This window comes from Kitasatospora sp. NPDC101108 (assembly GCF_055584725.1).
This window is the reverse complement of sequence record NZ_JBVJLM010000027.1, coordinates 24,927-49,816: the sequence shown is the minus strand read 5'-3', so window position 1 is coordinate 49,816 and position 24,890 is coordinate 24,927. Positions and strand designations below refer to the sequence as shown.

Sequence of the window (24,890 nt, the reverse complement as noted above, 5' to 3'; positions counted from 1 at the left end):
GGTGAACGTCTTCCAGGGCGGCGGCCACGAGCTGGACCTGTGCAACGGTGCCACCGAGGTGCTGGTCGAGGTGCTGATGCTCGCGGTCACCGCCCTCGCCCGGGAGGACTGGGACCACGCCTTCGCCGCCGAGCTCGCCCGCCAGGACCAGAACCTGATGGGCCGCGGCATGGTCGGCCTCGATCTCGACGAACTCGACTGGGGCCCCGACCCGGAACGCGGCCGCGCCTTCGCCCTCGCCGTCGTCGACCTCGCCCTCACCCACCACCGGTGGGACGAACTCGGTTACCACCCCCCGTACGCCGAGGACCACCTCCACGCCCTCCGCCGCCTCCTCACCGCCCTCCACCCCACCCCCGGCCCACCCGCCGACCCCACCGAGGTCACGGCCGCCACCTGCCGCCACCACCGCATCCTCACCCCCCTGGCCTGGTACCCCGCCTGCGTCCGCTGCTCCTCGGCCTGAGCCCGTGACCTCCGGCCCGGCCACTCGTTGCCTCCTGGCGGAGCGAAGGGGTGGCGCATGGCCGGTGGTGAGGCCCGGGGAAAGTACGAGATCGAGATCGAGCCCGAGGTCCGCGAGTGGCTTCGCGGCTGCTCGCTCACCGAGTACCGTGCGGCCGAGCGCGCCGCCGATCGCCTCGCCGAGGACGGCGAGCTGCTGCCCTTCCCACTGGCCAGCCACCTCGGCGGCCCGGTGCGAGAGCTGCGGATCGGGCCGACGCGGCTCACCTATTGGCTCGCCCCCGGGCGGCGGGCTGTACTGCTGACGGTCTTCCGCAAGACTAGGAACCGCGAGACCGACGAGGTCGAGCGGGCCCACCGGGCCCAGAAGGTCTGCGAGGCCGAGCACGTACCGGCCGCCGACCACCAGGTCTACGACAGGGACGAGGAGCAGCGATGAGCAGCGGCTACCACACCCGTTGGGGCGTGCCGCCGGAGCACCGCGAGAGTGAGGAGTACCGGGCGGCCGGGCGGCGGATGGCGCTGGCCGAAGCCGTGTACGCCCGCCGCTCCGCACTCGGGTGGACGCTCGCCGAACTCGCCGAGCGGGCCGGGCTGGACGAGGAGACCGTCGAGAGCATCGAGGAGAGCGGGGTCGACCCGACCCTCCCGCTGATCGAGCTGCTCGCCGCCGCCTTCGACGCGGCCGTGCGCATCGACCCCGCCCGCGAGCCCGCCATAAGGTTCGAGGCGCACGCGGCCTGACCGGAGCGGCCCCGGTTGTCAGTCGGGGGTCGTACGGTGGAGGCGTGCGTCCCATCACGAGTATTGAGCGGTCCGTGGCGCCCTTCGAGGTCGTCAGTCCCTTCCAGCCGAACGGTGACCAGCCGGCGGCGATCGCCGAGCTGGAGCGGCGCATCCGGGGAGGGGAGAAGGACGTCGTGCTGCTCGGTGCCACCGGTACCGGCAAGTCGGCCACCACGGCCTGGATGATCGAGAAGCTGCAGCGGCCCACCCTGGTGATGGCGCCGAACAAGACGCTGGCCGCGCAGCTGGCGAACGAGTTCCGCGAGCTGCTGCCGAACAACGCGGTCGAGTACTTCGTCTCGTACTACGACTACTACCAGCCCGAGGCGTACGTCCCGCAGACGGACACCTACATCGAGAAGGACTCCTCGATCAACGAGGAGGTCGAGCGGCTGCGCCACTCCGCGACCAACTCGCTGCTCACCCGCCGCGACGTGGTCGTGGTCGCTTCCGTCTCCTGCATCTACGGCCTCGGTACCCCGCAGGAGTACGTGGACCGGATGGTCCCGCTCAAGGTCGGCCAGGAGATCGACCGCGACGTGCTGCTGCGCCGCTTCGTCGACATCCAGTACGCGCGCAACGACGTGGCCTTCACCCGCGGCACCTTCCGGGTCCGCGGCGACACCATCGAGATCTTCCCGGTCTACGAGGAGCTCGCCGTCCGGATCGAGATGTTCGGCGACGAGATCGAGTCGCTCTACACCCTCCACCCGCTCACCGGCGAGATCATCAGCCAGGACGAGCAGATCTACGTCTTCCCCGCCTCGCACTACGTGGCCGGCCCCGAGCGCATGGAGCGGGCGATCACCGGCATCGAGCAGGAGCTGGAGCAGACGCTCGGCAAGCTGGAGAAGCAGGGCAAGCTGCTGGAGGCCCAGCGGCTGCGCATGCGCACCACCTACGACATCGAGATGCTGCGCCAGATCGGCACCTGCTCGGGCGTCGAGAACTACTCGATGCACTTCGACGGCCGCGAGCCCGGCTCCCCGCCGAACACCCTGCTGGACTACTTCCCGGAGGACTTCCTCCTGGTCATCGACGAGTCGCACGTCACCGTCCCGCAGATCGGCGCGATGTACGAGGGCGACGCCTCGCGCAAGCGCACCCTGGTCGAGCACGGCTTCCGGCTGCCGTCGGCGATGGACAACCGCCCGCTGAAGTGGGAGGAGTTCCTCGGCCGGATCGGTCAGACGGTGTACCTGTCGGCGACGCCGGGCCCGTACGAGCTGTCGCGCGGCGACGGCCAGGTCGAGCAGATCATCCGCCCGACCGGTCTGATCGACCCCGAGGTGATCGTCAAGCCGACCGAGGGCCAGATCGACGACCTGGTGCACGAGGTCCGCAAGCGGGTCGAGCGGGACGAGCGCGTCCTGGTCACCACGCTGACCAAGAAGATGGCGGAGGACCTCACCGACTACATGCTCGGCCTGGACATCCGGGTCCGGTACCTGCACAGCGACGTGGACACCCTGCGCCGCGTCGAGCTGCTGCGCGAGCTGCGCGCGGGTCGCTTCGACGTGCTGGTCGGCATCAACCTGCTGCGTGAGGGCCTGGACCTGCCCGAGGTGTCGCTGGTGGCGATCCTGGACGCCGACAAGGAGGGCTTCCTGCGTTCCGGCACCTCGCTCATCCAGACGATCGGCCGTGCCGCCCGCAACGTCTCCGGCCAGGTGCACATGTACGCGGACCGGATCACCCCGTCGATGGAGAAGGCGATCGACGAGACCAACCGCCGCCGGGCCGTGCAGCAGGCCTACAACAAGGAGCACGGGATCGACCCGCAGCCGCTGCGGAAGAAGATCGGCGACATCCTGGACACCCTCGCCCGCGAGGACGTGGACACCGACGAGCTGCTCTCCACCGGCTACCGGGGCCAGGGGAAGGGCAAGGCCCCGGTGCCGATGCTGGGCGCGGAGCGCAAGCCGGCCAAGTCGCTGCCGGCCGCGGAGCTGGCGGAGCTGATCCAGGAGATGACCGACCGGATGCACACGGCGGCCGCCGACCTCCAGTTCGAGGTCGCGGCCCGGCTGCGCGACGAGGTGAAGGAGCTGAAGAAGGAGCTGCGGCAGATGCGGGAGGCGGGGGTGGCGTAGCTTCCTCGGGTGCCGGGCTTGGCCGGTTCGGCACCGGTCAAGGCCTGCGGTGTCTCAGCCTTGCCACAAAGCGGGTAACCCGGAGGAGTCGCGGGTGCCGCAGGCCCTAGGCTGGCCTGCGGCATCGCGCCCCCGGACCGGGGATGCGGGCCGTCAGTAGAGGGGGCCTCAGCCGGGGGACGGCGACGGGGTGTTCCACCGGGGAGCCGTGCGGCAGCGACCGCGTGGCCGGCAGAGAGGACAACGTCGTGTCGGTGAACCTTGCCAAGGGGCAGCGGGTCAGCCTCCAGAAGGGGGCGGGCGACACCCTGACCGTGGTCCGGATGGGGCTCGGCTGGCAGGCCGCCCCCAAGCGGGGCCTGTTCGGCAGCCGGACCAGGAAGATCGACCTGGACGCCTCGGCACTGCTGTACGCCGAGAGGACCCCGTCGGACGTGGTGTTCTTCCAGCACCTGGAGTCCACCGACGGCTCGGTGCGGCACACCGGGGACAACCTGGAGGGCGGCTCGGGCGCGGAGGACGACGAGGCGATCCTGGTCGACCTGCTGCACGTGCCGGCGCACATCACCCAGGTGGTGTTCACGGTCAGCTCGTACACCGGGCAGACCTTCGCCGAGGTGCGCCAGGCGCACTGCCGGCTGCTGGACGAGACCACCGGCGTGGAGCTGGCCCGGTACGAGCTGGCGGGCGGCGGGCCGCACACCGGGCAGATCATGGCGAAGGTGGTCCGGGACGGCAACGGCGGCTGGGAGATGCAGGCGATCGGCGCCCCGGCGAAGGGGCGGACGTTCCAGGACCTGCTGCCGGCGATCGAGCCGTTCCTCTGACAGCCCTTTACCTTCTTTACCTTTCCTTGCCCCTCCTGTTACTCTCGATGGCAGCGGAGGGGAGTATTCCCCAACAGTCGACCCCGTCATCACGGGCGCCCGTCGCGGCGCCCCGGGGCGCTGGTCCCCGGGCGAGCCCGTGGGCGGAAGAGACCTCCGGCAGTGACGACCTTTCTCGCCCAGCTGCCGGAGGAGCAGTAAATGGACGTTTCCGTAACCATGTGGGCCACCACGATCGGTGTGCTGATTGCACTGATCGTGGCGGACTTCTTCATCGGCGGGCGCAAGCCGCACGAGGTCTCGATCAAGGAGGCCGGGATCTGGACGGCCGTCTGGGTCGCGCTGGCGGCGCTCTTCGGCGGCTTCCTCTGGTGGCACTCCGGCGGGCAGCCTGCGGGCGAGTTCTTCGCCGGCTACATCACCGAGAAGTCGCTCAGCGTCGACAACCTCTTCGTCTTCATCCTGATCATGGGCAAGTTCGCGGTGCCCCGGATCTATCAGCAGCGCGTGCTGATGTTCGGCGTGATCATCGCCCTGGTGCTGCGGGCGGCGTTCATCGCCGGCGGCGCGGCGCTGGTGGCGCAGTTCTCCTGGGTGTTCTTCCTCTTCGGCGCCTTCCTGATCTGGACCGCCTGGAAGCTGATCAAGGAGGCCCGGGCCGACGAGGATGATGAGGAGTTCGAGGAGAACCGCCTGCTCAAGTCGATCACCCAGCGCTTCCCGTCGACTGATCGCTACCACGGCACCAAGCTCTTCATCGTGGAGAACGGCCGCCGACTGATCACCCCGATGCTGATCGTCATGCTGGCGATCGGTACGACGGACGTGCTGTTCGCCCTGGACTCGATCCCGGCCATCTTCGGCCTCACCCAGGACCCGTACATCGTCTTCACGGCGAACGCCTTCGCCCTGATGGGCCTGCGCCAGCTGTACTTCCTGATCGGCGGCCTGCTGAAGAAGCTGGTCCACCTCAGCTACGGCCTGTCGGTCATCCTCGGCTTCATCGGCGTGAAGCTGGTGCTCCACGCCGCCCACGAGGCCGGCGCGCACGTCCCGGAGATCGGCATCCCGCTCTCGCTCGGCTTCATCGTGGTCGTCCTGGCCGTGACGACGGTGACCAGCCTGATGGCCTCCAAGAAGGCCGCCGAGGCCGAGCCCGAGCCACAGAAGCTGGACGCCTGACGCACCTGACGCACCTGAGACACCCGAAGCACCCGAGAACCGCCGGGGCCCCGCGACGCTGGCCGTCGCGGGGCCCCGGCGCGTCCGGGAGCGAAGGTCACCAGCCGCGTTCGCGCCATTCCTCCAGGTGGGGGCGCTCGGTGCCGAGGGTGGTGTCGTTGCCGTGGCCGGGGTAGACCCACGCCTCATCCGGCAGGACGTCGAAGATCTTCTCGTTGACGTCCCGGAAGAGGGTCTTGAAGGCCTCCGGGTCGCCCCAGGTGTTGCCGACGCCGCCGGGGAACAGGCAGTCGCCGGTGAAGACGTGCGGGTGGCCCTGGGGGTCGTCGTAGACGAGCACGATCGCGCCCGGGGTGTGGCCGACCAGGTGCCGGACGGTGAGTTCGACCTCGCCGACCCGCAGCTTGTCGCCGTCGGCGAGCAGCAGCTCGGTGGGCACGTCGATGCCCTCGGCGTCGTGCTCGCCGGCGGCGGTGCGGGCGCCGGTGGTGGCGACAACCTCGGCGAGGGCGCCCCAGTGGTCGTGGTGCCGGTGGGTGGTGACCACCGTCTCCAGGTCGTCGCCGACGGTCTCCAGCAGCACCGGGGCGTCGGCGGCCGCGTCGATCAGCAGCTGCTCGTCGGTGGCCCGGCAGCGCAGCAGGTAGGCGTTGTTGTCGTACGGGCCGACCGCCACCTTGGTGATGATCAGGTGGGCCAGCTCCCGCACGTCCGGCGGTCCGCCGACCTTGACCGCTCCGTGGTACGTCATCCGTCCGCTCCTCGTCCGGGTCCGGCAGCAACAGGGTTCAGGATCATCCTCGCGCTGTCAGCCCAGCGGGGGAAGCTGGGGGAGTGCGGTGTCGGGGGTGCGCTTGAGGTCCGCGCCGTCGGAGCGGCCGGAGAGCCAGGCGAGCAGGGCGCGGACGGGGCCCTGGACGGTGAAGGAGGCGGGACCGGAGCCGATCAGGCCGCGGTCCCCGGTGTCCTCGGCGACCAGGTCGACGGCGGGCAGGTCGGTGCCGTGGAGCCTGCGGGCGAGCTTGTGGAACTCGGTGACGGCGAACTCCTCCGGCCACTCGGCCGGGGAGTGGCCGGCGGCCAGGTCGACGTGGTGGTACTCCAGCTCGGCGAGGCGCTTCCAGACCAGGTCGCAGGCAGGGAAGACGGCGCCGGAGCGGTGGTGCACCTCGGCGGCCCAGTCCTCGTCGGTCATCAGGGCGACGGCCGCGAGGAAGCCCTCGTGCGACTCGCGCAGGTCGGCGAGCTGGGCGTCCAGCGGGCGGCCGGCGCCGTCCCGGATCCCCTGGTCCCGCTCGTCCTCGCTGGCGTACTGCGGGATGTCGGTGCCGGTGCGGGCGCCGGTCAGCAGGTTGACCAGGGAGTCGGCGTTGCGGGCGAGGTGGGCGAGCACGTGGCCGCGGGTCCAGCCGGGGAGCGCGGAGGGCTCGGTGAGGGCGTCCGGCTTCAGTTCGGAGACGGTGTCCAGCAGGCGCCGGGTGCCGGCCTCGACCAGGGCGAGGTGCTCGGCGGCCAGGGCGGCGGCGGAGCGCGGGTCGGTCATCGAATCTTCCTTCCGTACGGGGCGGTGCGTTGCCCGGAGCGGGCTCCGCTCGTTGACCAGGCGACGCTATCGCCGAATCCGCGTCCTGAGCAGGGGCTTTTTCGGTCCGGGTACGGACGGTCCCGGGACGGGGCTCACTCGTTCGGGTGGTCCCGGCTGGACAAGTCGAGATTCGAACGTCTGAGCTAGTAGGCTGGCTGCCGCATCCTGGAAGAAGAACACCTCACACCGCAAGCCCTCTCGCCCCGGAGAAAGGCGCCAGAAGCAGTGGCCGACCGCCTCATCGTCCGCGGTGCTCGCGAGCACAACCTCAAGAACGTCTCGCTCGACCTGCCCCGCGATTCACTCATCGTCTTCACGGGCCTCTCCGGCTCCGGCAAGTCCTCGCTCGCCTTCGACACGATCTTCGCCGAAGGCCAGCGCCGCTACGTCGAGTCGCTGTCCTCCTACGCCCGCCAGTTCCTGGGCCAGATGGACAAGCCCGACGTGGACTTCATCGAGGGCCTCTCCCCGGCCGTCTCGATCGACCAGAAGTCCACCAACCGCAACCCCCGTTCGACCGTCGGCACGATCACCGAGGTCTACGACTACCTGCGCCTGCTGTTCGCCCGGATCGGCAAGCCGCACTGCCCGCACTGCGGCCGCCCCATCGCCAAGCAGTCGCCCCAGGCGATCGTCGACAAGGTGCTGGAGCTCTCCGAGGGCACCCGCTTCCAGGTGCTCAGCCCGGTGGTGCGCGAACGCAAGGGCGAGTTCGTCGACCTCTTCGCCGACCTCCAGTCCAAGGGCTACTCCCGCGCCCGGGTCGACGGCGGGACGATCCAGCTCGCCGAGCCGCCGAAGCTGAAGAAGCAGGAGAAGCACACCGTCGAGGTGGTCATCGACCGCCTGACCGTCAAGGAGAGCGCCAAGCGGCGGCTCACCGACTCGGTGGAGACGGCCCTGCGGCTGTCCGGCGGCATGGTGGTGCTCGACTTCGTCGACCTCCCCGAGGACGACCCGGAGCGCGAGCGGATGTACTCCGAGCACCTCTACTGCCCGTACGACGACGTGTCGTTCGAGGAGCTGGAGCCGCGCTCGTTCTCCTTCAACTCGCCGTTCGGCGCCTGCCCGGACTGCTCGGGCCTGGGCAACCGGATGGAGGTCGACCCGGAGCTGGTCGTGCCGGACCCGGAGCGCTCGCTGGACGAGGGTGCGATCCACCCGTGGTCGGCCGGGCACGCCAAGGACTACTTCCAGCGCCTGATCGACGCGCTCGCCGAGGAGCTCGGCTTCCGCACCGACATCCCCTGGGCCGGGCTGCCCGCCCGCGCCAAGAAGGCGCTGATGTACGGGCACAAGCACCAGGTGCAGGTCCGCTACCGCAACCGCTTCGGCCGCGAGCGCTCGTACAGCACCGGCTTCGAGGGCGCGGTGCCGTTCATCCAGCGCCGGCACACCGAGGCGGAGAGCGACAGCAGCCGCGAGCGCTTCGAGGGCTACATGCGCGAGGTGCCCTGCCCGACCTGCCAGGGCACCCGGCTCAAGCCGGTGGTGCTGGCGGTCACCGTGGAGGACAGGTCGATCGCCGACGTCTCCTCGATGTCGATCAGCGACTGCGCCGAGTTCCTGGGCGCGATGAAGCTCAACGACCGGGACAAGCAGATCGCCGAGCGGGTCCTCAAGGAGGTCAACGAGCGGCTGCGCTTCCTGGTCGACGTCGGCCTGGACTACCTCTCCCTGGACCGCGCGGCCGGCACCCTGTCCGGCGGCGAGGCCCAGCGCATCCGGCTGGCCACCCAGATCGGCTCCGGCCTGGTCGGCGTGCTGTACGTGCTGGACGAGCCGTCCATCGGCCTGCACCAGCGGGACAACCACCGGCTGATCGAGACGCTGGTGCGGCTGCGCGACATCGGCAACACCCTGATCGTGGTCGAGCACGACGAGGACACCATCAAGACCGCGGACTGGGTGGTCGACATCGGCCCGGGCGCCGGCGAGCACGGCGGCAAGGTGGTGCACTCCGGTTCGCTGAAGCAGCTGCTCGCCAACAAGGAGTCGCTGACCGGCCAGTACCTCTCCGGCAAGCGGTCCATCCCGATCCCGGCCGCCCGCCGCGACCGGGACAAGAAGCGCCAGCTGACGGTGCACGGCGCCCGGGAGCACAACCTCAAGGACGTCACGGTCGGCTTCCCGCTGGGCACCCTGACGGCGATCACCGGCGTCTCCGGCTCCGGCAAGTCGACGCTGGTCAACGACATCCTCTACACCCACCTCGCCCGGGAGCTGAACGGCGCCCGCAGCGTGCCCGGCCGGCACACCCGGATCACCGGCACCGACCTGGTGGACAAGGTGGTGCACGTCGACCAGTCGCCGATCGGCCGCACCCCGCGGTCCAACCCGGCCACCTACACCGGGGTGTTCGACCACGTCCGCCGGCTCTTCGCGGAGACCCAGGAGGCCAAGGTCCGCGGGTACCTCCCGGGCCGGTTCTCCTTCAACGTCAAGGGCGGCCGCTGCGAGAACTGCACCGGTGACGGCACCATCAAGATCGAGATGAACTTCCTGCCGGACGTCTACGTGCCGTGCGAGGTCTGCCACGGCGCCCGGTACAACCGGGAGACGCTGGAGGTCCACTACAAGGGCAAGTCCATCGCCGAGGTGCTGGACATGCCGATCGAGGAGGCGCTCGCCTTCTTCGAGGCCGTCCCCGCGATCGCCCGCCACCTGCGGACGCTCAACGACGTCGGCCTCGGCTACGTCCGGCTCGGCCAGTCCGCGCCGACGCTCTCCGGCGGCGAGGCGCAGCGCGTCAAGCTGGCCTCCGAGCTGCAGAAGCGTTCCACCGGGCGGACGGTCTACGTGCTGGACGAGCCGACCACCGGTCTGCACTTCGAGGACATCAGCAAGCTGATCAAGGTGCTCAGCGGGCTGGTCGACAAGGGCAACACGGTGATCGTGATCGAGCACAACCTCGACGTGATCAAGACCGCCGACTGGATCGTCGACATGGGCCCCGAGGGCGGCTCCGGCGGTGGCACGGTCGTCGCCGAGGGCACCCCGGAGCAGATCGCGGCCGTCGCGGAGAGCCACACCGGCAAGTTCCTGCGGGACATCCTGCCGGGTGACTTCGCGGACGCCCCGGTCGCGGCACCGGCCAAGAAGGCCCCGCGCAAGCGGGCCGCCGCCGCGAAGAAGTAGTCAACCCGCCCGCCCCCGCCGCTCCCGGGCCGCTCCGACCGTCGGAGACGCCCGGGAGCGGCGGGGCGCGTGCGGCATAGACTTCCGTGGTCCCTCGCAGCAGCAACCCGTAGGAGCGCACCGATGTCCGAGGCACCCGAGACCAGCCCCGCCACCTCCCGGCGCACCCTGCTCTGCGGGGCCGCAGCCGTCCTGGCGGCGGGAGGCACCGTCGCGGTCACCGGCTGCAGTTCCTCCACCGGCTCCTCGGAGAAGAGCAGCGCGCCCCAGGGCCCGGTGGACCTCGGCCCGGCCTCGGCGATCCCGGAGGGCGGCGGCAAGGTCTTCCGCGAGCAGAAGATCGTGGTGACCCAGCCGACCGCCGGCCAGTACAAGGCCTTCAGCGCCAAGTGCACCCACGCCGGCTGCATCGTGGACCAGGTGCAGAAGGAGCAGATCCAGTGCCCCTGCCACGGTAGCCGGTTCGGCATCGCCGACGGCGCGGTGCAGGACGGCCCGGCCCCCAGCCCGCTGCCCGCCTACGCCGTCACGGTCGAGGGCGGGAACCTCAAGGTGACCCCGAGCTGAAGCAGTTGAGCGCCTCCCCCTCGATCCCGTCCCCGCGGCCCCGACCGCACTCGGTACGGTGGAGCCATGGCTGACCCGAGCACCTACCGCCCGGCGCCGGGCGCGATCCCGACCTCCCCGGGCGTCTACAAGTTCCGTGACGCCCACGGCCGGGTCATCTACGTCGGCAAGGCCAAGAGCCTGCGCCCGCGCCTGTCGTCCTACTTCCAGGACCTCGCCGGGCTGCACCCGCGCACCGCGACCATGGTCACCACCGCCGCCTCGGTGGAGTGGACCGTGGTCGCCACCGAGGTCGAGGCGCTCCAGCTGGAGTACTCCTGGATCAAGGAGTTCGATCCGCGGTTCAACGTCAAGTACCGCGACGACAAGAGCTATCCGGAACTCGCCGTCACCCTCAACGAGGAGTACCCGAGGGTCCAGGTGATGCGCGGGGCGCACAAGAAGGGCGTGCGCTACTTCGGTCCGTACGGGCACGCCTGGGCGATCCGCGAGACGGTCGACCTGCTGCTGCGGGTCTTCCCCGTACGCACCTGCTCCAACGGCGTGTTCAAGCGCGCCCGGCAGGTCGGCCGCCCCTGCCTGCTCGGCTACATCGGCAAGTGCGCCGCCCCCTGCGTCGGCAGGGTATCGGCGGACGAACACCGTGAACTGGCCGAGGACTTCTGCGACTTCATGGCCGGACGGACCGGCAACTACCTGCGCCGGCTGGAAGACCAGATGCAGGAGGCCGCCGCCGAGATGGAGTACGAGAAGGCGGCCCGGCTGCGGGACGACATCGGCGCCCTCAAGCGCGCGATGGAGAAGAACGCCATCGTGCTCGCCGACGCCACCGACGCCGACCTGCTGGCCGTCGCCGAGGACGAACTGGAGGCCGCCGTCCAGATCTTCCACGTCCGCGGCGGCCGGGTGCGCGGCCAGCGCGGCTGGGTCACCGACAAGGTCGAGGACGTCGACACCGCCGGGCTGGTCGAGCACGCCCTCCAGCAGCTCTACGGCGGCGCCGCCGCGGAGGAGCGCAACGAGTCCGTCCCGCGCGAGGTGCTCGTCCCCGCCCTGCCCGAGCCGCTCGCCCCCGTCCGGGAGTGGCTGAGCGGCCTGCGCGGCAGCCAGGTCGACCTGCGCATCCCGCAGCGCGGCGACAAGAAGGACCTGATGGCCACCGTGCAGCGCAACGCCCAACAGGCGCTCGCCCTGCACAAGACCAAGCGCGCCTCGGACCTCACCACCCGCAGCCGCGCCCTCCAGGAGATCGCCGACGCGCTGGAGCTGGACTCCGTCCCGCTGCGCATCGAGTGCTACGACATCTCCCACCTCCAGGGCGAGGACGTGGTCGCCTCGATGGTCGTCTTCGAGGACGGCCTGGCCCGCAAGAGCGAGTACCGGCGCTTCCAGATCAGGGGCTTCGAGGGCCAGGACGACGTCCGCTCGATGCACGAGGTGATCAGCCGCCGTTTCCGCCGCTACCTCCAGGAGCGCGAGGAGACCGGCGAGTGGGCCGTCCCCGAGGAGCCCGACGACGACCAGCCGGCCGACGGCCCGCGCACCGAGGACGGCCGCCCCAAGCGCTTCGCCTACCCGCCGCAGCTGTTGGTGGTCGACGGCGGCCAGCCGCAGGTCGCCGCCGCCAAGCGGGCCCTGGAGGAGCTGGGCATCGACGACGTCGCGCTGTGCGGCCTGGCCAAGCGTCTGGAGGAGGTCTGGCTGCCCGGCGAGGACGACCCGGTCGTGCTGCCGCGTTCCAGCGAGGGCCTGTACCTGCTCCAGCGGGTGCGCGACGAGGCCCACCGCTTCGCGATCAGCTATCAGCGCAACAAGCGTTCCAAGCGACTCACCGCCGGGGAGCTGGACTCCGTCCCGGGCCTCGGCGAAACTCGCCGCCGGGCGCTGCTCAAGCACTTCGGCTCGCTGAAGAAGCTCCGGGCCGCCACCGTCGACGAGATCTGCGCGGTACCCGGCATCGGGCGCCGCACGGCGGAGACTGTTGCGGCGGCGTTGTCGTCCCGTACACCCGCCGCACCCGCGGTCAACACCGCGACCGGCGAGATCATCGAGGACGGGCCTGACCGGGCCGCCGAGCCGGTGGCCGCAGCACCCCAGACCGCACCATCCCAGGAGACGCCATGACGGCCGACGCCGCCCGTCCATCGGCGCGCCCCGAACCCGCCCGCCTGTCCGGGACGGGGAAGGGCGGCCGTGCCGTGCGCGTTCTCCCCAGCAGAAAGACCGAGAGCGGGGAACCGAAGTGACCGTGTCAGACGTGGCTGAGAACGCGCCGGAGCTGGTGATCATCTCCGGCATGTCCGGAGCCGGCCGCTCCACCGCCGCGAAGTGCCTGGAGGACCTGGGCTGGTTCGTGGTGGACAACCTGCCGCCGGCCCTGATCCCCACCATGGTCGACCTGGGCGCCCGCTCCCAGGGCAACGTCGCCCGGATCGGCGTGGTCGTGGACGTCCGCGGCCGCCAGTTCTTCGACGACCTGCTCACCTCGCTGGACGAGCTGGAGAAGCGCGGCGTCCGGCTCCGGGTGGTCTTCCTCGACTCCTCCGACGAGGCCCTGGTCCGCCGGTTCGAGAGCGTCCGCCGTCCGCACCCGCTGCAGGCCGACGGCCGGATCGTGGACGGCATCGCCCAGGAGCGCGACCTGCTGCGCGACCTGCGCGGCGAGGCCGACCTGGTGATCGACACCTCCAACCTCAACGTGCACCAGCTGCGCGCCAAGCTGGACGCCCAGTTCGCCGACCACGACGAGCCCGAGCTGCGCGCCACCGTGATGTCCTTCGGCTTCAAGTACGGCCTGCCGGTCGACGCCGACCTGGTGGTGGACTGCCGCTTCCTGCCGAACCCGCACTGGGTGCCCGAGCTGCGGGCCCGCACCGGCACCGACGCGGACGTCGCCGACTACGTCTTCCAGCAGCCCGGCGCCAACGAGTTCCTGAACGGCTACGCCGAGCTCCTCCGGATCGTTACCGAGGGCTACCGCCGGGAGGGGAAGCGCTACATGACGCTTGCCGTAGGCTGCACCGGTGGCAAGCACCGCAGCGTCGCCATGTCCGAGCGTCTGACCAAGCGTCTCATCGCCGACGGAGTCGAGACGGTGCTCGTTCACCGTGACATGGGTCGGGAGTAACCGCCGCCTTCCCTGCCGGGCCGCCGGCGGAGCCGGTGGCGGGGCCGAGGAACGCGAGGTGAGTGTGGCGGGATACGTGCCCGGGCGGCAGCCGCAGAGCAGGACCGGCGAACGGGCGGGCAGCCCGTCGCCGAGCCGTCCGCGCAGCAGTCCCGCCCGGGCCAACCCGGCGCCCCGGATCACCGCGCTCGGCGGCGGCCAGGGCCTGTCCGCCTCGCTGTCCGCGCTGCGCCGGCTCACCAGCGACCTGACCGCCGTGGTCACCGTCGCCGACGACGGCGGCTCCAGCGGACGGCTGCGCGAGGAGCTGGGGGTGCTGCCGCCCGGCGACCTGCGCAAGGCGCTGGCCGCGCTGTGCGGGGACGACGACTGGGGCCGCACCTGGTCCGAGGTGATCCAGCAGCGCTTCACCGGCAACGGCGAGCTGGGCGGCCACGCGGTCGGCAACCTGCTGATCGTCGCGCTCTGGGAGAAGCTGGGCGACCCGGTCGCCGCGCTGGACTGGGTCGGCCGGCTGCTGAACGTCCAGGGCCGGGTGCTGCCGATGTCGGCGGTGCCGCTGGACATCGAGGCGACCGTGCGCGGCCACGACCCGGCGCGTCCGGCCGAGGTCTCGGCCGTCCGCGGCCAGGCCAGTGTGGCGGTCACCCCGGGCACCGTGCAGTCGATCCGGCTGCTGCCGGACGAGCCGCCGGCCGTGCCGGAGGCGGTCACGGCGGTCCGGGAGGCGGACTGGGTGGTGCTCGGCCCCGGCTCCTGGTTCACCAGCGTGCTGCCGCACCTGCTGGTGCCCGAGCTGGCCAAGGCGCTGATGGAGACCCGCGCCCGCCGTCTGCTCACCCTGAACCTGGCCCCGCAGCCCGGCGAGACCGAGGGCTTCACCCCCCAGCGCCACCTGGAGGTCATCGCTGACCACGCTCCCGACCTCGCGGTGGATGCGATCCTGGTGGACGAGCGCGCCGTCACGGGCGGCGCCTTCGGGCAGGCCGACCTGGCCGGTCTGGAGAAGGCCGCCGAACGGATGGGTGCCGCTCTGGTGCTCGGTACGGTGGCCCGCACCGACGGCACCCCGCGACACGACCCCGAGCTGTTGGCGGCCGCGTACGACCGGATTTTCCGGACACATGGAAGGATCGGGCCATGGCGATGACTCCAGCGGTGAAGGACGAGATCAGCCGGCTCCCGGTCACCCGGGCCTGCTGTCGCAAGGCGGAGGTGTCGGCGATCCTGCGGTTCGCGGGCGGACTGCACATCGTGAGCGGCCGCATCGTGATCGAGGCGGAGCTGGACACCGGCTCGGCGGCACGGCGGCTGCGCAAGGACCTGCTGGAGATCTTCGGGCACTCCTCCGACCTCGTGGTGATGGCGCCCGGCGGGCTGCGGCGCGGCAGCCGCTTCGTCGTCCGGGTGGTCAAGGACGGCGAGCTGCTCGCCCGCCAGACCGGCCTGGTGGACGGTCGCGGCCGTCCGATCCGGGGCCTGCCCCCGGCGGTCGTCTCCGGGGCCACCTGCGACGCCGAGGCGGCCTGGCGCGGGGCCTTCCTGGCGCACGGCTCGCTCACCGAGCCGGGCCGCTCCTCCTCGCTGGAGATCACCTGCCCCGGCTCCGAGGCGGCACTGGCGCTGGTCGGCGCGGCCCGTCGGCTCGGCATCCCGGCCAAGGCCCGCGAGGTGCGCGGGGTGGACCGGGTGGTCATCCGCGACGGTGACGCGATCGGCGCGCTGCTGACCCGGCTGGGGGCGCACGAGTCGGTGCTCGCCTGGGAGGAGCGCCGGATGCGGCGCGAGGTCCGGGCCACCGCGAACCGGCTGGCCAACTTCGACGACGCCAACCTGCGCCGCTCGGCCCGGGCCGCGGTCGCGGCCGGTGCCCGGGTAGCCCGCGCGCTGGAGATCCTCGGCGAGGAGGTGCCCGAGCACCTGGCCGCGGCCGGCCAGCTGCGGATGCAGCACAAGCAGGCCTCGCTGGAGGAGCTGGGCGCGCTCGCCGACCCGCCGCTGACCAAGGACGCGGTGGCCGGCCGGATCCGCCGCCTGCTGGCGATGGCCGACAAGCGCGCGGCCGAGCTCGGCCTGCCGAGCACCGAGGCCAACCTGACCGACGAGATGGCGCTCAACTGATCCACCGGGTGCAACGGCCGGTGTCCGGATTCCGGGGCACCGGCCGTCGTCGTGTCCGGGGCCGGACGGGAGTGGACGGCGAACCGAAATTGGTCAAGACCACTTGACCAGGACCAACGGCCCGGGGCGGCAGGGACGGACGGCCCGGGATCGCGCCACGCCACGTCTTGCCTGGTGGCGCGATGTGCCCTCGCAGGCCCGGGAGAGGTAGGGTCGTAGGCGGTCGGGGACTTCCCAAATCTCATCCCCGTCGGCTCAGCGCCGGCGTACCTAACGAGGAGATCGGTTCGTGACGATCCGGGTAGGCATCAACGGCTTCGGCCGCATCGGCCGCAACTTCTTCCGCGCCGTCAAGGCCCAGGGCGCGGACATCGAGATCGTCGGTGTCAACGACCTCACCGACACGAAGACCCTGGCTCACCTGCTCAAGTACGACACCACCCTGGGCACCTTCCCGGGCGAGGTCTCGCACACCGAGGACAGCATCACCGTCGACGGCCACACCTTCAAGGTGACCGCCGAGCGTGACCCGGCCAACCTGCCGTGGGCCGCCCTGGGCGCCGACATCGTCGTCGAGTCCACCGGCATCTTCACCAAGGCCGAGGCCGCGAAGAAGCACCTCACCGCCGGCGCGAAGAAGGTCATCATCTCGGCGCCCGCCACCGACGAGGACGTCACCATCGTCCTGGGTGTCAACGACGACAAGTACGACGCCGCCAACCACCACGTCATCTCCAACGCCTCCTGCACCACCAACTGCGTGGCGCCGATGGCCAAGGTGCTGAACGAGAGCTTCGGCATCGTCAAGGGCCTGATGACCACCGTCCACGCGTTCACCAACGACCAGGTCACCCTGGACTTCCCGCACAAGGACCTGCGCCGTGCTCGTGCGGCGAGCCAGAACATCATCCCGACCTCGACGGGTGCCGCCAAGGCGACCGCCCTGGTCCTGCCGGAGCTGAAGGGCAAGCTGGACGGCACCTCGCTGCGCGTCCCGGTCCCGACCGGCTCGATCACCGACCTGGTCGTCACCCTGGAGCGCGAGGTCACCAAGGACGAGGTCAACGCGGCCTTCCAGAAGGCCGCGCAGGAGGGCCCGCTCAAGGGCATCCTGGCCTACACCGAGGACCCGATCGTCTCCTCGGACATCGTCAACGACCCCGCCTCCTGCATCTTCGACTCCAGCCTGACCATGGTCCAGGGCAACCAGGTCAAGGTGCTCGGCTGGTACGACAACGAGTGGGGCTACTCGAACCGCGTCGTCGACCTGGTCACCCTCGTCGGTGGCCAGCTCTGACGGTGTGGGAGCTGACGTGATGTAGGGGCGAGGGCCCGGACGGCGAAACGTGCCGACCGGGCCCTCGCTCTGCGTACAAGGACTTCTCAGGCGGCCCCTGCGCCGTGCCGCCTCTGCGCATCAACCATCTCCCCAGGAGACCGAAGAACCCGTGAAGACCATCGAAGACCTGGACGTCGCCGGCAAGCGCGTCTTCGTACGCGCCGACCTGAACGTTCCGCTGTCGGACGGCCGGATCACCGACGACGGCCGGATCCGCGCCGTCGCCCCGACCATCGCCAAGCTCGTCGAGCGCGGCGCCAAGGTCGTCGTCGCCTCCCACCTCGGCCGTCCCAAGGGCGCGCCGGACCCGCAGTTCTCGCTCGCGCCGGTGGCCGAGCGCCTCGGCGAGATCCTCGGCAAGCCGGTCGCCTTCGCCGCCGACACCGTGGGCGAGTCCGCGAAGTCCGCCGTGGCCGCGCTGGCCGACGGCGAGGTCGCGCTGCTGGAGAACCTGCGCTTCAACGCCGGTGAGACCAGCAAGGACGACGCCGAGCGCAAGGCCTTCGCCGAGCAGCTGGCCGCCCTGGCGGACCTGTACGTCGGCGACGGCTTCGGCGCCGTGCACCGCAAGCACGCCTCGGTGTACGACCTGCCGGGCCTGCTGCCGCACGCCGCCGGCGACCTGATCGCCACCGAGGTCGGCGTGCTGAAGAAGCTCACCGAGGACGTCAAGCGCCCGTACGTCGTCGTGCTCGGCGGCGCCAAGGTGTCGGACAAGCTCGGCGTGATCGACAACCTGCTGAAGAAGGCCGACCGGATCCTGATCGGCGGCGGCATGGCGTACACCTTCCTCAAGGCCAAGGGCCACGAGGTCGGCATCTCGCTGCTGCAGGAGGACCAGATCCCGACCGTCCTGGGCTACCTGGCCGAGGCCGAGGAGCGCGGCGTCGAGTTCGTCCTGCCCGTGGACGTCCTGGTCTCCGCGGAGTTCCCGGACCTCAAGGGCAAGACCCCGGCGAGCTACGAGGTCGTCGGCTCGGACGCGATCCCGGCCGACAAGGAGGGCCTGGACATCGGCCCGAAGACCCGCGAGCTCTACGCGGCGAAGCTGGCCGACGCCGGCACGGTGTTCTGGAACGGCCCGATGGGCGTCTTCGAGCACCCGGACTACGCGAACGGCACCAAGGCCGTCGCGCAGGCCCTGATCGACAGTGCAGCGTTCACCGTGGTCGGTGGCGGCGACTCCGCCGCGGCCGTCCGCATCCTGGGCTTCGACGAGACGAAGTTCGGGCACATCTCGACCGGCGGTGGCGCGAGCCTTGAGTACCTGGAGGGCAAGACCCTTCCCGGTCTCGCCGCCCTGGAAGGCTGAAGGCATGACTGAGCGTCTCCCGCTGATGGCGGGCAACTGGAAGATGAACCTCAACCACCTTGAGGCCATCCAGCACACCCAGAAGCTGGCCTTCGCGCTGGCCGACAAGGACTACGAGGCCGTCGAGGTCGCCGTCCTGGTCCCGTTCACCGACCTGCGGTCGGTGCAGACCCTGGTCTTCGGCGACAAGCTGAAGATCAAGTACGGCTCGCAGGACATCTCGCAGCACGACGGCGGCGCCTACACCGGCGAGGTCTCCGGCCCGATGCTGGCCAAGCTGCAGTGCACCTACGCGGTGATCGGCCACTCGGAGCGCCGCCAGTACCACGGCGAGAACGAGGAGATCGTCAACGCCAAGGTCAAGGCCGCCTACCGGGCCGGGGTCACCCCGATCCTCTGCGTCGGCGAGCCGCTGGAGATCCGCAAGGCCGGCACCCACGTCGAGTACACCCTGGCCCAGCTGGACGGCGCCCTGGAGGGCGTCACGGCCGACCAGGCCGAGTCGATCGTGGTCGCGTACGAGCCGGTCTGGGCGATCGGCACCGGCGAGGTGGCCACCCCGGAGGACGCGCAGGAGGTCTGCGCCGCCATCCGCGGGCGGATCGCCGAGCTGTACGACGCCGAGCTGGCCGACAAGGTCCGCGTGCTGTACGGCGGTTCGGTCAAGGCGTCGAGCGCGGCCGGCCTGATGGCCAAGCCCGACATCGACGGCGGTCTGATCGGCGGTGCCTCGCTGGACGCCGACGAGTTCGTCAAGATCGTGCGCTACCGTGAGCAGGCAGTAGGCTAACGCCGCCGCAGCAACGTAGGCTTTGGGGCCGGACCGCCGTACGCGGCCCGGCCCCTTCGCCGAAGATACGAGAGAGTTGGTCCCGCCGTGGTTCTCGGGTTCTCGATTGCCCTGATCGTCTTCAGCCTGCTGATGATCCTCCTGGTGCTGCTGCACAAGGGGAAGGGCGGCGGCCTGTCGGACATGTTCGGCGGCGGCGCGATGTCGACCGGCGGCGGTTCGGCGGTGGCCGAGCGCAACCTGGACCGCATCACGATCGTGGTCGGGATCGGCTGGTTCGCCTGCATCCTGGTGCTGGGCCTGGTCCTGAAGTACAAGAGCTGACACAACCCTGACGCCCCGTCGCCCGAGCGCCTATCCTTGGACGGTCGGCGGCGGAGGCGATGGTGGCGGAAGCTTAAGTCCTGCTTACACTAGGACGACTTTCGCCACCGGCGCGCACCGCGGCGGGTCGGCGCACCAGCACGCAGGGAGTCAGACCGTGGCAAGTGGCAACGCCATCCGTGGCAGCAGGGTCGGGGCCGGCCCGATGGGGGAGGCGGAGCGCGGCGAGTCCGCTCCGCGCAACCGGATCTCCTTCTGGTGCGCCAACAAGCACGAGACCCGGCCCAGCTTCGCCGCCGAGGCCGTCATCCCGGACACCTGGGACTGCCCGCGCTGCGGCTTCCCGGCCGGGCAGGACGAGCACAACCCGCCGGCGCCCTCGCGCAACGAGCCGTACAAGACCCACCTCGCCTACGTCCGTGAGCGGCGCACCGACGCCGACGGCGAGGCGATCCTCGCGGAGGCGCTGGCCAAGCTGCGCGGCGAGATCTAGATCTGACCGGGCCGAGCGCCGGAGAACCAGGAAGGGCGCCCACCGTCGAACGACGGTGGGCGCCCTTCGGCGTTCTCCGCGGACCCTAGGCCGAGGCCGGCGGGTACAGCTGGGCGGGGATCCGCTCGGCGGCGGCGCGGTCCAGCAGCCACAGGGTGCGGCTGCGGCCGTACGCGCCGGAGGCGGGCGCCTGCAGTTCGCCGGGGCCGGACAGGGCCAGCGCGACCGCACCCGCCTTGTCCTCGCCGGCGGCCAGCAGCCAGACCTCGCGGGCTGCCCGGATCGCCGGGAGGGTGAGCGAGATCCGGGTCGGCGGGGGTTTGGGGGCCCCGCGCACGCCGACCACGGTCAGCTCGGTCTCCCGCACGCCCGGGTGCTCCGGGAAGAGCGAGGCGATGTGGGTGTCCGGGCCGACGCCGAGCAGCAGCACGTCGAAGGCCGGGACGCCGAGCCGGTCGCCCGGTCCGGCGGCCTTGGCCAGCTCCTGCGCGTAGCGGGCGGCCGCGGCCTCCACGTCGGAGCCGTCCGCCCCGTCCGAGGCGGGCATCTCGTGCACCCGTGCCGGGTCGAGCGGGACGGCGTCCAGCAGTTCGGCGCGGGCCTGGACGGCGTTGCGGTCACCGTCGGCGGCGGGCACGAAGCGCTCGTCGCCCCACCAGAGGTCCAGCCGGCCCCAGTCGACCGCGTCGCGCGCCGGGGAGGCGGCGATCGCGGCCAGCAGGGCATTGCCGTTGCGGCCGCCGGTGAGCACCACCGAGGCGGTGCCGCGGGCGGCCTGGGCGTCCACGATCCGGGTGATCAGCCGGGCCGCGGCCGCCTGGGCCATCAGCTCCTTGTCCCGGTGGACGACCAGCTGCGGAGTGGCCCTGGTCATTCGCCGTCCTTGCTGGCGGCGCGCTTGCCGGCGGCCTTCTTCGCGGCGGGCTTCTTCCCCGCCTCGACGGCCCCGACCGGTCCGCTCGGCCCGCCGTCCGCGTCGGCCACCGAGGCCTCGACCGCCTGGGCGATCTGCTCGGCGGCCGCCGGGACGGTGTCGTCGTGCTCGCGCAGCCGCTCGATGGGCGTGCGCACGGCCGTCGAGTAGATGTCGTCCGGGTCCAGCCGGCGCAGCTCCTCGGCGATCAGCTCCGAGGTCTCGCGCCGCTTGAGCGCCACCTGGCGGTCCGGCGAGCCGGGCATGGAGAGCATGCCCATCAGGCCGTCCGGGCGGTCCAGGGTGATGTCGCCGTCCTTGGTGCGCAGGCGCACCGCGGTGATGCCGGGGCCGCCGGTGACGACCCGCTCGACCGGCACGTGCAGCCGGTTGAGCAGCCACAGGCCGAGCAGCTCCACGCTGGGGTTGTAGGACTCGCCCTCGACCACCGCGGAGACGATGGTGGACGGCCGCTGGTCCAGCGCGGCGGCCAGCATCGAGCGCCAGCCGGTGAGCCGGGTCCAGGCCAGGTCGGTGTCGCCCGGGGTGTAGCTCTGGGCGCGCTGGGCGAGCTGGCCGACCGGGGACTCGGCGGTGACCGCGTCGGTGATCCGGCGCTGGGCGAGCGCGCCCAGCGGGTCCTGGGCCGGGTGCATCGGCGCGTTGTCCGGCCACCAGACCACGGTCGGGGCGTCCGGCAGCAGCAGCGGCAGGACGACCGACTGGGCGTGCGCGGCGAGTTCGCCGTGCATGCGCAGGACAACCGTTTCGCCGGAGCCGGCGTCCGAGCCGACCAGGATCTCGGCGTCCAGCCGGGTCTCGGCGCGGGCCCGGGGCGAGCGGCCGGCGCGCTTGATCACCGCGAGGGTGCGCATCGGGTGCTCGCGGGAGGCGTCGTTGGCGGCCTTGAGGGCGTCGTAGGCGCTGCCCTCGTCGGTCACGATCACCAGGGTGAGCACCATGCCGGCGGCGGTCGAGCCGCTGGCCCGGCGCGCCTCCATCAGCGCGGCGTTGATCTTGCTGGACGTCGTGTTGGTGAGGTCGATCTTCATGGCCGGCGCCAGCTCCTGCCGTCTCGTGCGAGCATCTCGTCAGCCTCGGCGGGCCCCCAGGTGCCCGCCGCGTACTGGGCGGGCTTGCCGTGGGTGTCCCAGTACCGCTCGATCGGGTCGAGGATCTGCCAGGAGAGCTCGACCTCCTGGTGGCGCGGGAACAGGTTGGCGTCGCCGAGCAGCACGTCGAGGATGAGCCGCTCGTACGCCTCCGGGCTGGACTCGGTGAAGGACTCGCCGTAGGCGAAGTCCATCGTGACGTCCCGGACCTCGAAGGAGGTGCCCGGCACCTTGGAGCCGAACCGCACCGTCACGCCCTCGTCCGGCTGGACCCGGATGACCAGGGCGTTCTGCCCCAGCTCCTCGGTCGCGTAGGAGTCGAACGGCAGGTACGGGGCACGCTGGAAGACCACCGCGATCTCGGTGACCCGGCGGCCCAGCCGCTTGCCGGTGCGCAGGTAGAACGGGACGCCCGCCCAGCGGCGGTTGTTGATCTCCAGCTTGATGGCCGCGTAGGTGTCGGTCTTGGAGTCGGGGTCGATGCCGTCCTCGTCCAGGTAGCCGACGACCTCCTCGCCGCCCTGCCAGCCGGCCGCGTACTGGCCGCGCACGGTGTGCCGGCCGAGGTCGGCCGGGAGCTTGACGGCGCTGAGCACCTTGAGCTTCTCGGCCACCAGCGCCTTCGGGTGGAAGGACGCCGGCTCCTCGATGGCGGTGAGCGCCATCAGCTGGAGCAGGTGGTTCTGGATGACGTCACGGGCGGAGCCGATGCCGTCGTAGTAGCCGGCCCGGCCGCCGATGCCGATGTCCTCGGCCATGGTGATCTGCACGTGGTCGACGTAGGACCGGTTCCAGATCGGCTCGAACATCTGGTTGGCGAAGCGCAGCGCCAGGATGTTCTGGACCGTCTCCTTGCCCAGGTAGTGGTCGATCCGGAAGACCTCGTCCCGGGGGAAGACCTCGTGGACGACCTTGTTGAGCTCCTGGGCGCTCTCCAGGTCGTGGCCGAAGGGCTTCTCGATGACGGCGCGGCGCCAGGATCCCTGCGGCGGGTCGGCCAGGCCGTGCTTCTTGAGCTGCTGGACGACGGTCGGGAAGAACTTCGGCGGGACGGACAGGTAGAAGGCGAAGTTGCCGCCGGTGCCCTGGGCCTTGTCCAGCTCCTCGATGGTCTCGCGGAGCTTGTCGAAGGCCTCGTCGTCGTCGAAGGTGCCGTGGACGAAGCGCATGCCCTTGGCGAGCTGCTGCCAGACCTCTTCACGGAACGGGGTGCGGGCGTGCTCCTTGACCGCGTCGTGGACCTCCTGGGCGAAGTCCTCGTTGTCCCACTCGCGGCGGGCGAAACCGACCAGGGAGAAGCCCGGCGGCAGCAGACCGCGGTTGGCCAGGTCGTAGATGGCCGGCATCAGCTTCTTGCGCGACAGGTCGCCGGTGACCCCGAAGATGACCAGGCCGGACGGCCCCGCGATGCGCGGGAGCCGCCGGTCGGAGGGGTCACGAAGCGGGTTGACGGGGGAGGGCGGGAGGTCGTCCGCGTCCGAATCCGACGTCAACTCGGGGAAATCAGTGCTCACTTGGTGTGCTCCGCTTTCGTGCGCCGATTGTGTGAGCGGGGGTCACTTCTCGGTGGCGAAGGAAGCCAGCGAGGCGGTGACGGTGTCGAGCAGCTCCTGCCAGGACTGCTCGAACTTCTGCACGCCCTCGTCCTCCAGGACCTTGACCACGTCGTCGTAGTCCACACCGGCGGCCGCGACGGCGTCCAGGACGGCCTTGGCGTCGGCGTAGTTGGGGACGATGGTGTTGCCGCTGACCACGCCGTGGTCGCCGGTGGCGTCCAGGGTGGCCTCGGGCATGGTGTTGACGGTGCCCGGGGCGACCAGCTCGGTGACGTACAGGGTGTCCGGCAGGGCCGGGTCCTTGACGCCGGTCGAGGCCCACAGCGGGCGCTGCGGCTTGGCGCCGGCGGCCTCCAGGGCCCTCCAGCGGGCGTTGCCGGCGGTCTTGCCGTCGACCGAGCCGAAGACCTCCTCGTACGCCTGGTAGGCGAGGCGGGCGTTGGCCAGGGCGGCCTTGGAGCGCAGGTCCTTGGCGTCGCCGCCGATCTTGTCCAGGCGCTTGTCGATCTCGGTGTCCACGCGGGACACGAAGAAGGAGGCGACCGACTCGATCTGGGAGAGGTCCAGGCCCTTGGCCTTGGCGGTCTCCAGGCCGGTCAGGTAGGCGTCGATGACGGCCTTGTAGCGCTCAAGGGAGAAGATCAGCGTGACGTTGACGCTGATGCCCAGGCCGATGACCTCGCTGATGGCGGGCAGGCCGGCCTCGGTGGCGGGGATCTTGATGAAGACGTTCGGGCGGTCGACCAGCCACCACAGCTGCTTGGCCTCGGCCACGGTCGGGGCGGTCTCGTGGGCCAGGCGGGGGTCGACCTCGATGGAGACCCGGCCGTCGCGGCCGTTGGAGGCGTCGTAGACCGGACGCAGCACGTCGGCGGCGTCGCGCACGTCCGAGGTGGTGATCATGCGGATCGCCTCCTCGGTGGTGACCTTGCGGACGGCGAGGTCGCGCAGCTGGCCGTCGTAGGAGGAGTCGCCGCTGCCGGCGATGGCCTTCTGGAAGATGGTCGGGTTGGTGGTGACACCCACCACGTGCTTGTTCTGCACCAGCTCGGCCAGGTTGCCGGAGTTCAGCCGCTTGCGGCTGAGGTCGTCCAGCCAGATCGCAACGCCTTCGTCGCTGAGGCGCTTCAGTGCGTCAGTCATGGTGCTTCAGTCCTTAG

General features: G+C 71.0%; 23 protein-coding genes. 17 read left to right on the top strand and 6 right to left on the bottom strand.

The window, feature by feature from the left end; translation table 11 throughout:
• Window position 1 precedes the first annotated feature (1 nt).
• From ACZ6Z8_RS34735 to ACZ6Z8_RS34710, 6 genes are all read left to right on the top strand, one after another.
• Window positions 2-466, top strand: coding sequence for a hypothetical protein (locus ACZ6Z8_RS34735; protein ID WP_465613995.1), 465 nt, complete (start codon window positions 2-4; stop codon window positions 464-466).
• Between the two features lie 57 nt (window positions 467-523).
• A complete protein-coding gene (locus tag ACZ6Z8_RS34730) occupies window positions 524-904 on the top strand; it encodes a type II toxin-antitoxin system RelE/ParE family toxin (protein ID WP_465613994.1) in 381 nt (126 codons plus the stop codon).
• Window positions 901-1,209, top strand: a complete 309-nt coding sequence (locus ACZ6Z8_RS34725) for a helix-turn-helix domain-containing protein (protein ID WP_465613993.1) — start codon at window positions 901-903, stop codon at window positions 1,207-1,209. Before ACZ6Z8_RS34730 ends, ACZ6Z8_RS34725 begins: the two co-directional genes overlap by 4 nt.
• Window positions 1,210-1,253: 44 nt before the next feature.
• A complete protein-coding gene (gene uvrB, locus ACZ6Z8_RS34720) occupies window positions 1,254-3,344 on the top strand; it encodes an excinuclease ABC subunit UvrB (protein WP_465613992.1) in 2,091 nt (696 codons plus the stop codon).
• Between the two features lie 248 nt (window positions 3,345-3,592).
• On the top strand, window positions 3,593-4,171 hold the full coding sequence (locus ACZ6Z8_RS34715) for a TerD family protein (RefSeq protein ID WP_465613991.1): 579 nt from the start codon (window positions 3,593-3,595) through the stop codon (window positions 4,169-4,171).
• A 201-nt stretch (window positions 4,172-4,372) separates the two neighbouring features.
• Window positions 4,373-5,353: a TerC family protein gene (locus ACZ6Z8_RS34710; protein WP_465613990.1), complete on the top strand. Its 981-nt coding sequence runs from the start codon at window positions 4,373-4,375 to the stop codon at window positions 5,351-5,353.
• A gap of 97 nt (window positions 5,354-5,450) precedes the next feature.
• On the opposite strand, the gene ACZ6Z8_RS34705 is transcribed toward ACZ6Z8_RS34710, so the two are convergent.
• Window positions 5,451-6,104, bottom strand: coding sequence for an MBL fold metallo-hydrolase (locus ACZ6Z8_RS34705; protein ID WP_465613989.1), 654 nt, complete (start codon window positions 6,102-6,104; stop codon window positions 5,451-5,453).
• A gap of 57 nt (window positions 6,105-6,161) precedes the next feature.
• Window positions 6,162-6,896, bottom strand: coding sequence for a maleylpyruvate isomerase family mycothiol-dependent enzyme (locus tag ACZ6Z8_RS34700; RefSeq protein WP_465613988.1), 735 nt, complete (start codon window positions 6,894-6,896; stop codon window positions 6,162-6,164).
• Between the two features lie 267 nt (window positions 6,897-7,163).
• Here ACZ6Z8_RS34700 and uvrA point away from each other — a divergent pair, with 267 nt between their 5' ends.
• From uvrA to ACZ6Z8_RS34645, 11 genes are all read left to right on the top strand, one after another.
• The gene (gene uvrA / locus ACZ6Z8_RS34695) at window positions 7,164-10,076 is read left to right on the top strand and encodes an excinuclease ABC subunit UvrA (RefSeq protein WP_465613987.1); all 2,913 of its coding nucleotides are present in this window, start codon (window positions 7,164-7,166) and stop codon (window positions 10,074-10,076) included.
• 123 nt (window positions 10,077-10,199) lie between these two features.
• On the top strand, window positions 10,200-10,643 hold the full coding sequence (locus ACZ6Z8_RS34690; protein WP_465613986.1) for a Rieske (2Fe-2S) protein: 444 nt from the start codon (window positions 10,200-10,202) through the stop codon (window positions 10,641-10,643).
• Between the two features lie 66 nt (window positions 10,644-10,709).
• Window positions 10,710-12,767 (top strand): excinuclease ABC subunit UvrC, encoded by a 2,058-nt coding sequence (gene uvrC / locus ACZ6Z8_RS34685; RefSeq protein WP_465613985.1) that lies wholly within the window; start codon window positions 10,710-10,712, stop codon window positions 12,765-12,767.
• Window positions 12,768-12,885: 118 nt separating this feature from the next.
• The gene (gene rapZ / locus ACZ6Z8_RS34680) at window positions 12,886-13,770 is read left to right on the top strand and encodes an RNase adapter RapZ (RefSeq protein ID WP_270143324.1); all 885 of its coding nucleotides are present in this window, start codon (window positions 12,886-12,888) and stop codon (window positions 13,768-13,770) included.
• A 64-nt stretch (window positions 13,771-13,834) separates the two neighbouring features.
• Window positions 13,835-14,920: a gluconeogenesis factor YvcK family protein gene (locus tag ACZ6Z8_RS34675; RefSeq protein ID WP_405000799.1), complete on the top strand. Its 1,086-nt coding sequence runs from the start codon at window positions 13,835-13,837 to the stop codon at window positions 14,918-14,920.
• On the top strand, window positions 14,911-15,891 hold the full coding sequence (gene whiA / locus ACZ6Z8_RS34670; RefSeq protein WP_465613984.1) for a DNA-binding protein WhiA: 981 nt from the start codon (window positions 14,911-14,913) through the stop codon (window positions 15,889-15,891). The genes ACZ6Z8_RS34675 and whiA overlap by 10 nt, the downstream gene beginning before the upstream one ends.
• Before the next feature lie 289 nt (window positions 15,892-16,180).
• Complete coding sequence (gap, locus tag ACZ6Z8_RS34665; RefSeq protein WP_396536304.1) at window positions 16,181-17,188, top strand: type I glyceraldehyde-3-phosphate dehydrogenase; 1,008 nt, start codon at window positions 16,181-16,183, stop codon at window positions 17,186-17,188.
• Window positions 17,189-17,339: 151 nt separating this feature from the next.
• The gene (locus ACZ6Z8_RS34660) at window positions 17,340-18,542 is read left to right on the top strand and encodes a phosphoglycerate kinase (RefSeq protein ID WP_465613983.1); all 1,203 of its coding nucleotides are present in this window, start codon (window positions 17,340-17,342) and stop codon (window positions 18,540-18,542) included.
• Window positions 18,543-18,546: 4 nt separating this feature from the next.
• The gene (tpiA, locus tag ACZ6Z8_RS34655; RefSeq protein WP_402821014.1) at window positions 18,547-19,332 is read left to right on the top strand and encodes a triose-phosphate isomerase; all 786 of its coding nucleotides are present in this window, start codon (window positions 18,547-18,549) and stop codon (window positions 19,330-19,332) included.
• An 87-nt stretch (window positions 19,333-19,419) separates the two neighbouring features.
• Window positions 19,420-19,656, top strand: coding sequence for a preprotein translocase subunit SecG (secG, locus tag ACZ6Z8_RS34650; RefSeq protein ID WP_030288291.1), 237 nt, complete (start codon window positions 19,420-19,422; stop codon window positions 19,654-19,656).
• 157 nt (window positions 19,657-19,813) lie between these two features.
• Window positions 19,814-20,149, top strand: coding sequence for an RNA polymerase-binding protein RbpA (locus tag ACZ6Z8_RS34645; RefSeq protein WP_035841977.1), 336 nt, complete (start codon window positions 19,814-19,816; stop codon window positions 20,147-20,149).
• An 85-nt stretch (window positions 20,150-20,234) separates the two neighbouring features.
• Here ACZ6Z8_RS34645 and pgl read toward each other — a convergent pair whose 3' ends face one another.
• From pgl to tal, 4 genes are all read right to left on the bottom strand, one after another.
• Complete coding sequence (gene pgl, locus ACZ6Z8_RS34640) at window positions 20,235-21,023, bottom strand: 6-phosphogluconolactonase (RefSeq protein WP_465613982.1); 789 nt, start codon at window positions 21,021-21,023, stop codon at window positions 20,235-20,237.
• Window positions 21,020-22,114, bottom strand: a complete 1,095-nt coding sequence (gene opcA, locus ACZ6Z8_RS34635; RefSeq protein ID WP_465613981.1) for a glucose-6-phosphate dehydrogenase assembly protein OpcA — start codon at window positions 22,112-22,114, stop codon at window positions 21,020-21,022. The genes pgl and opcA overlap by 4 nt, the downstream gene beginning before the upstream one ends.
• Window positions 22,111-23,667 carry a glucose-6-phosphate dehydrogenase gene (zwf, locus tag ACZ6Z8_RS34630; RefSeq protein WP_465614023.1) on the bottom strand — a complete coding sequence of 519 codons (1,557 nt, stop codon included), beginning with the start codon at window positions 23,665-23,667 and terminating at the stop codon, window positions 22,111-22,113. Before zwf ends, opcA begins: the two co-directional genes overlap by 4 nt.
• A 63-nt stretch (window positions 23,668-23,730) precedes the next feature.
• On the bottom strand, window positions 23,731-24,873 hold the full coding sequence (tal, locus tag ACZ6Z8_RS34625) for a transaldolase (protein WP_465613980.1): 1,143 nt from the start codon (window positions 24,871-24,873) through the stop codon (window positions 23,731-23,733).
• Window positions 24,874-24,890: the final 17 nt, after the last annotated feature.

Coding starts and splice junctions, on each gene's coding strand:
- tal (WP_465613980.1), bottom strand. CDS start 24,873: ATGACTGACGCACTGAAGCGCCTCAGCGACGAAGGCGTTGCGATCTGG.
- tpiA (WP_402821014.1), top strand. CDS start 18,547: ATGACTGAGCGTCTCCCGCTGATGGCGGGCAACTGGAAGATGAACCTC.
- ACZ6Z8_RS34690 (WP_465613986.1), top strand. CDS start 10,200: ATGTCCGAGGCACCCGAGACCAGCCCCGCCACCTCCCGGCGCACCCTG.
- whiA (WP_465613984.1), top strand. CDS start 14,911: ATGGCGATGACTCCAGCGGTGAAGGACGAGATCAGCCGGCTCCCGGTC.
- ACZ6Z8_RS34700 (WP_465613988.1), bottom strand. CDS start 6,896: ATGACCGACCCGCGCTCCGCCGCCGCCCTGGCCGCCGAGCACCTCGCC.
- pgl (WP_465613982.1), bottom strand. CDS start 21,023: ATGACCAGGGCCACTCCGCAGCTGGTCGTCCACCGGGACAAGGAGCTG.
- uvrC (WP_465613985.1), top strand. CDS start 10,710: ATGGCTGACCCGAGCACCTACCGCCCGGCGCCGGGCGCGATCCCGACC.
- ACZ6Z8_RS34730 (WP_465613994.1), top strand. CDS start 524: ATGGCCGGTGGTGAGGCCCGGGGAAAGTACGAGATCGAGATCGAGCCC.
- opcA (WP_465613981.1), bottom strand. CDS start 22,114: ATGAAGATCGACCTCACCAACACGACGTCCAGCAAGATCAACGCCGCG.
- ACZ6Z8_RS34710 (WP_465613990.1), top strand. CDS start 4,373: ATGGACGTTTCCGTAACCATGTGGGCCACCACGATCGGTGTGCTGATT.
- ACZ6Z8_RS34705 (WP_465613989.1), bottom strand. CDS start 6,104: ATGACGTACCACGGAGCGGTCAAGGTCGGCGGACCGCCGGACGTGCGG.
- ACZ6Z8_RS34725 (WP_465613993.1), top strand. CDS start 901: ATGAGCAGCGGCTACCACACCCGTTGGGGCGTGCCGCCGGAGCACCGC.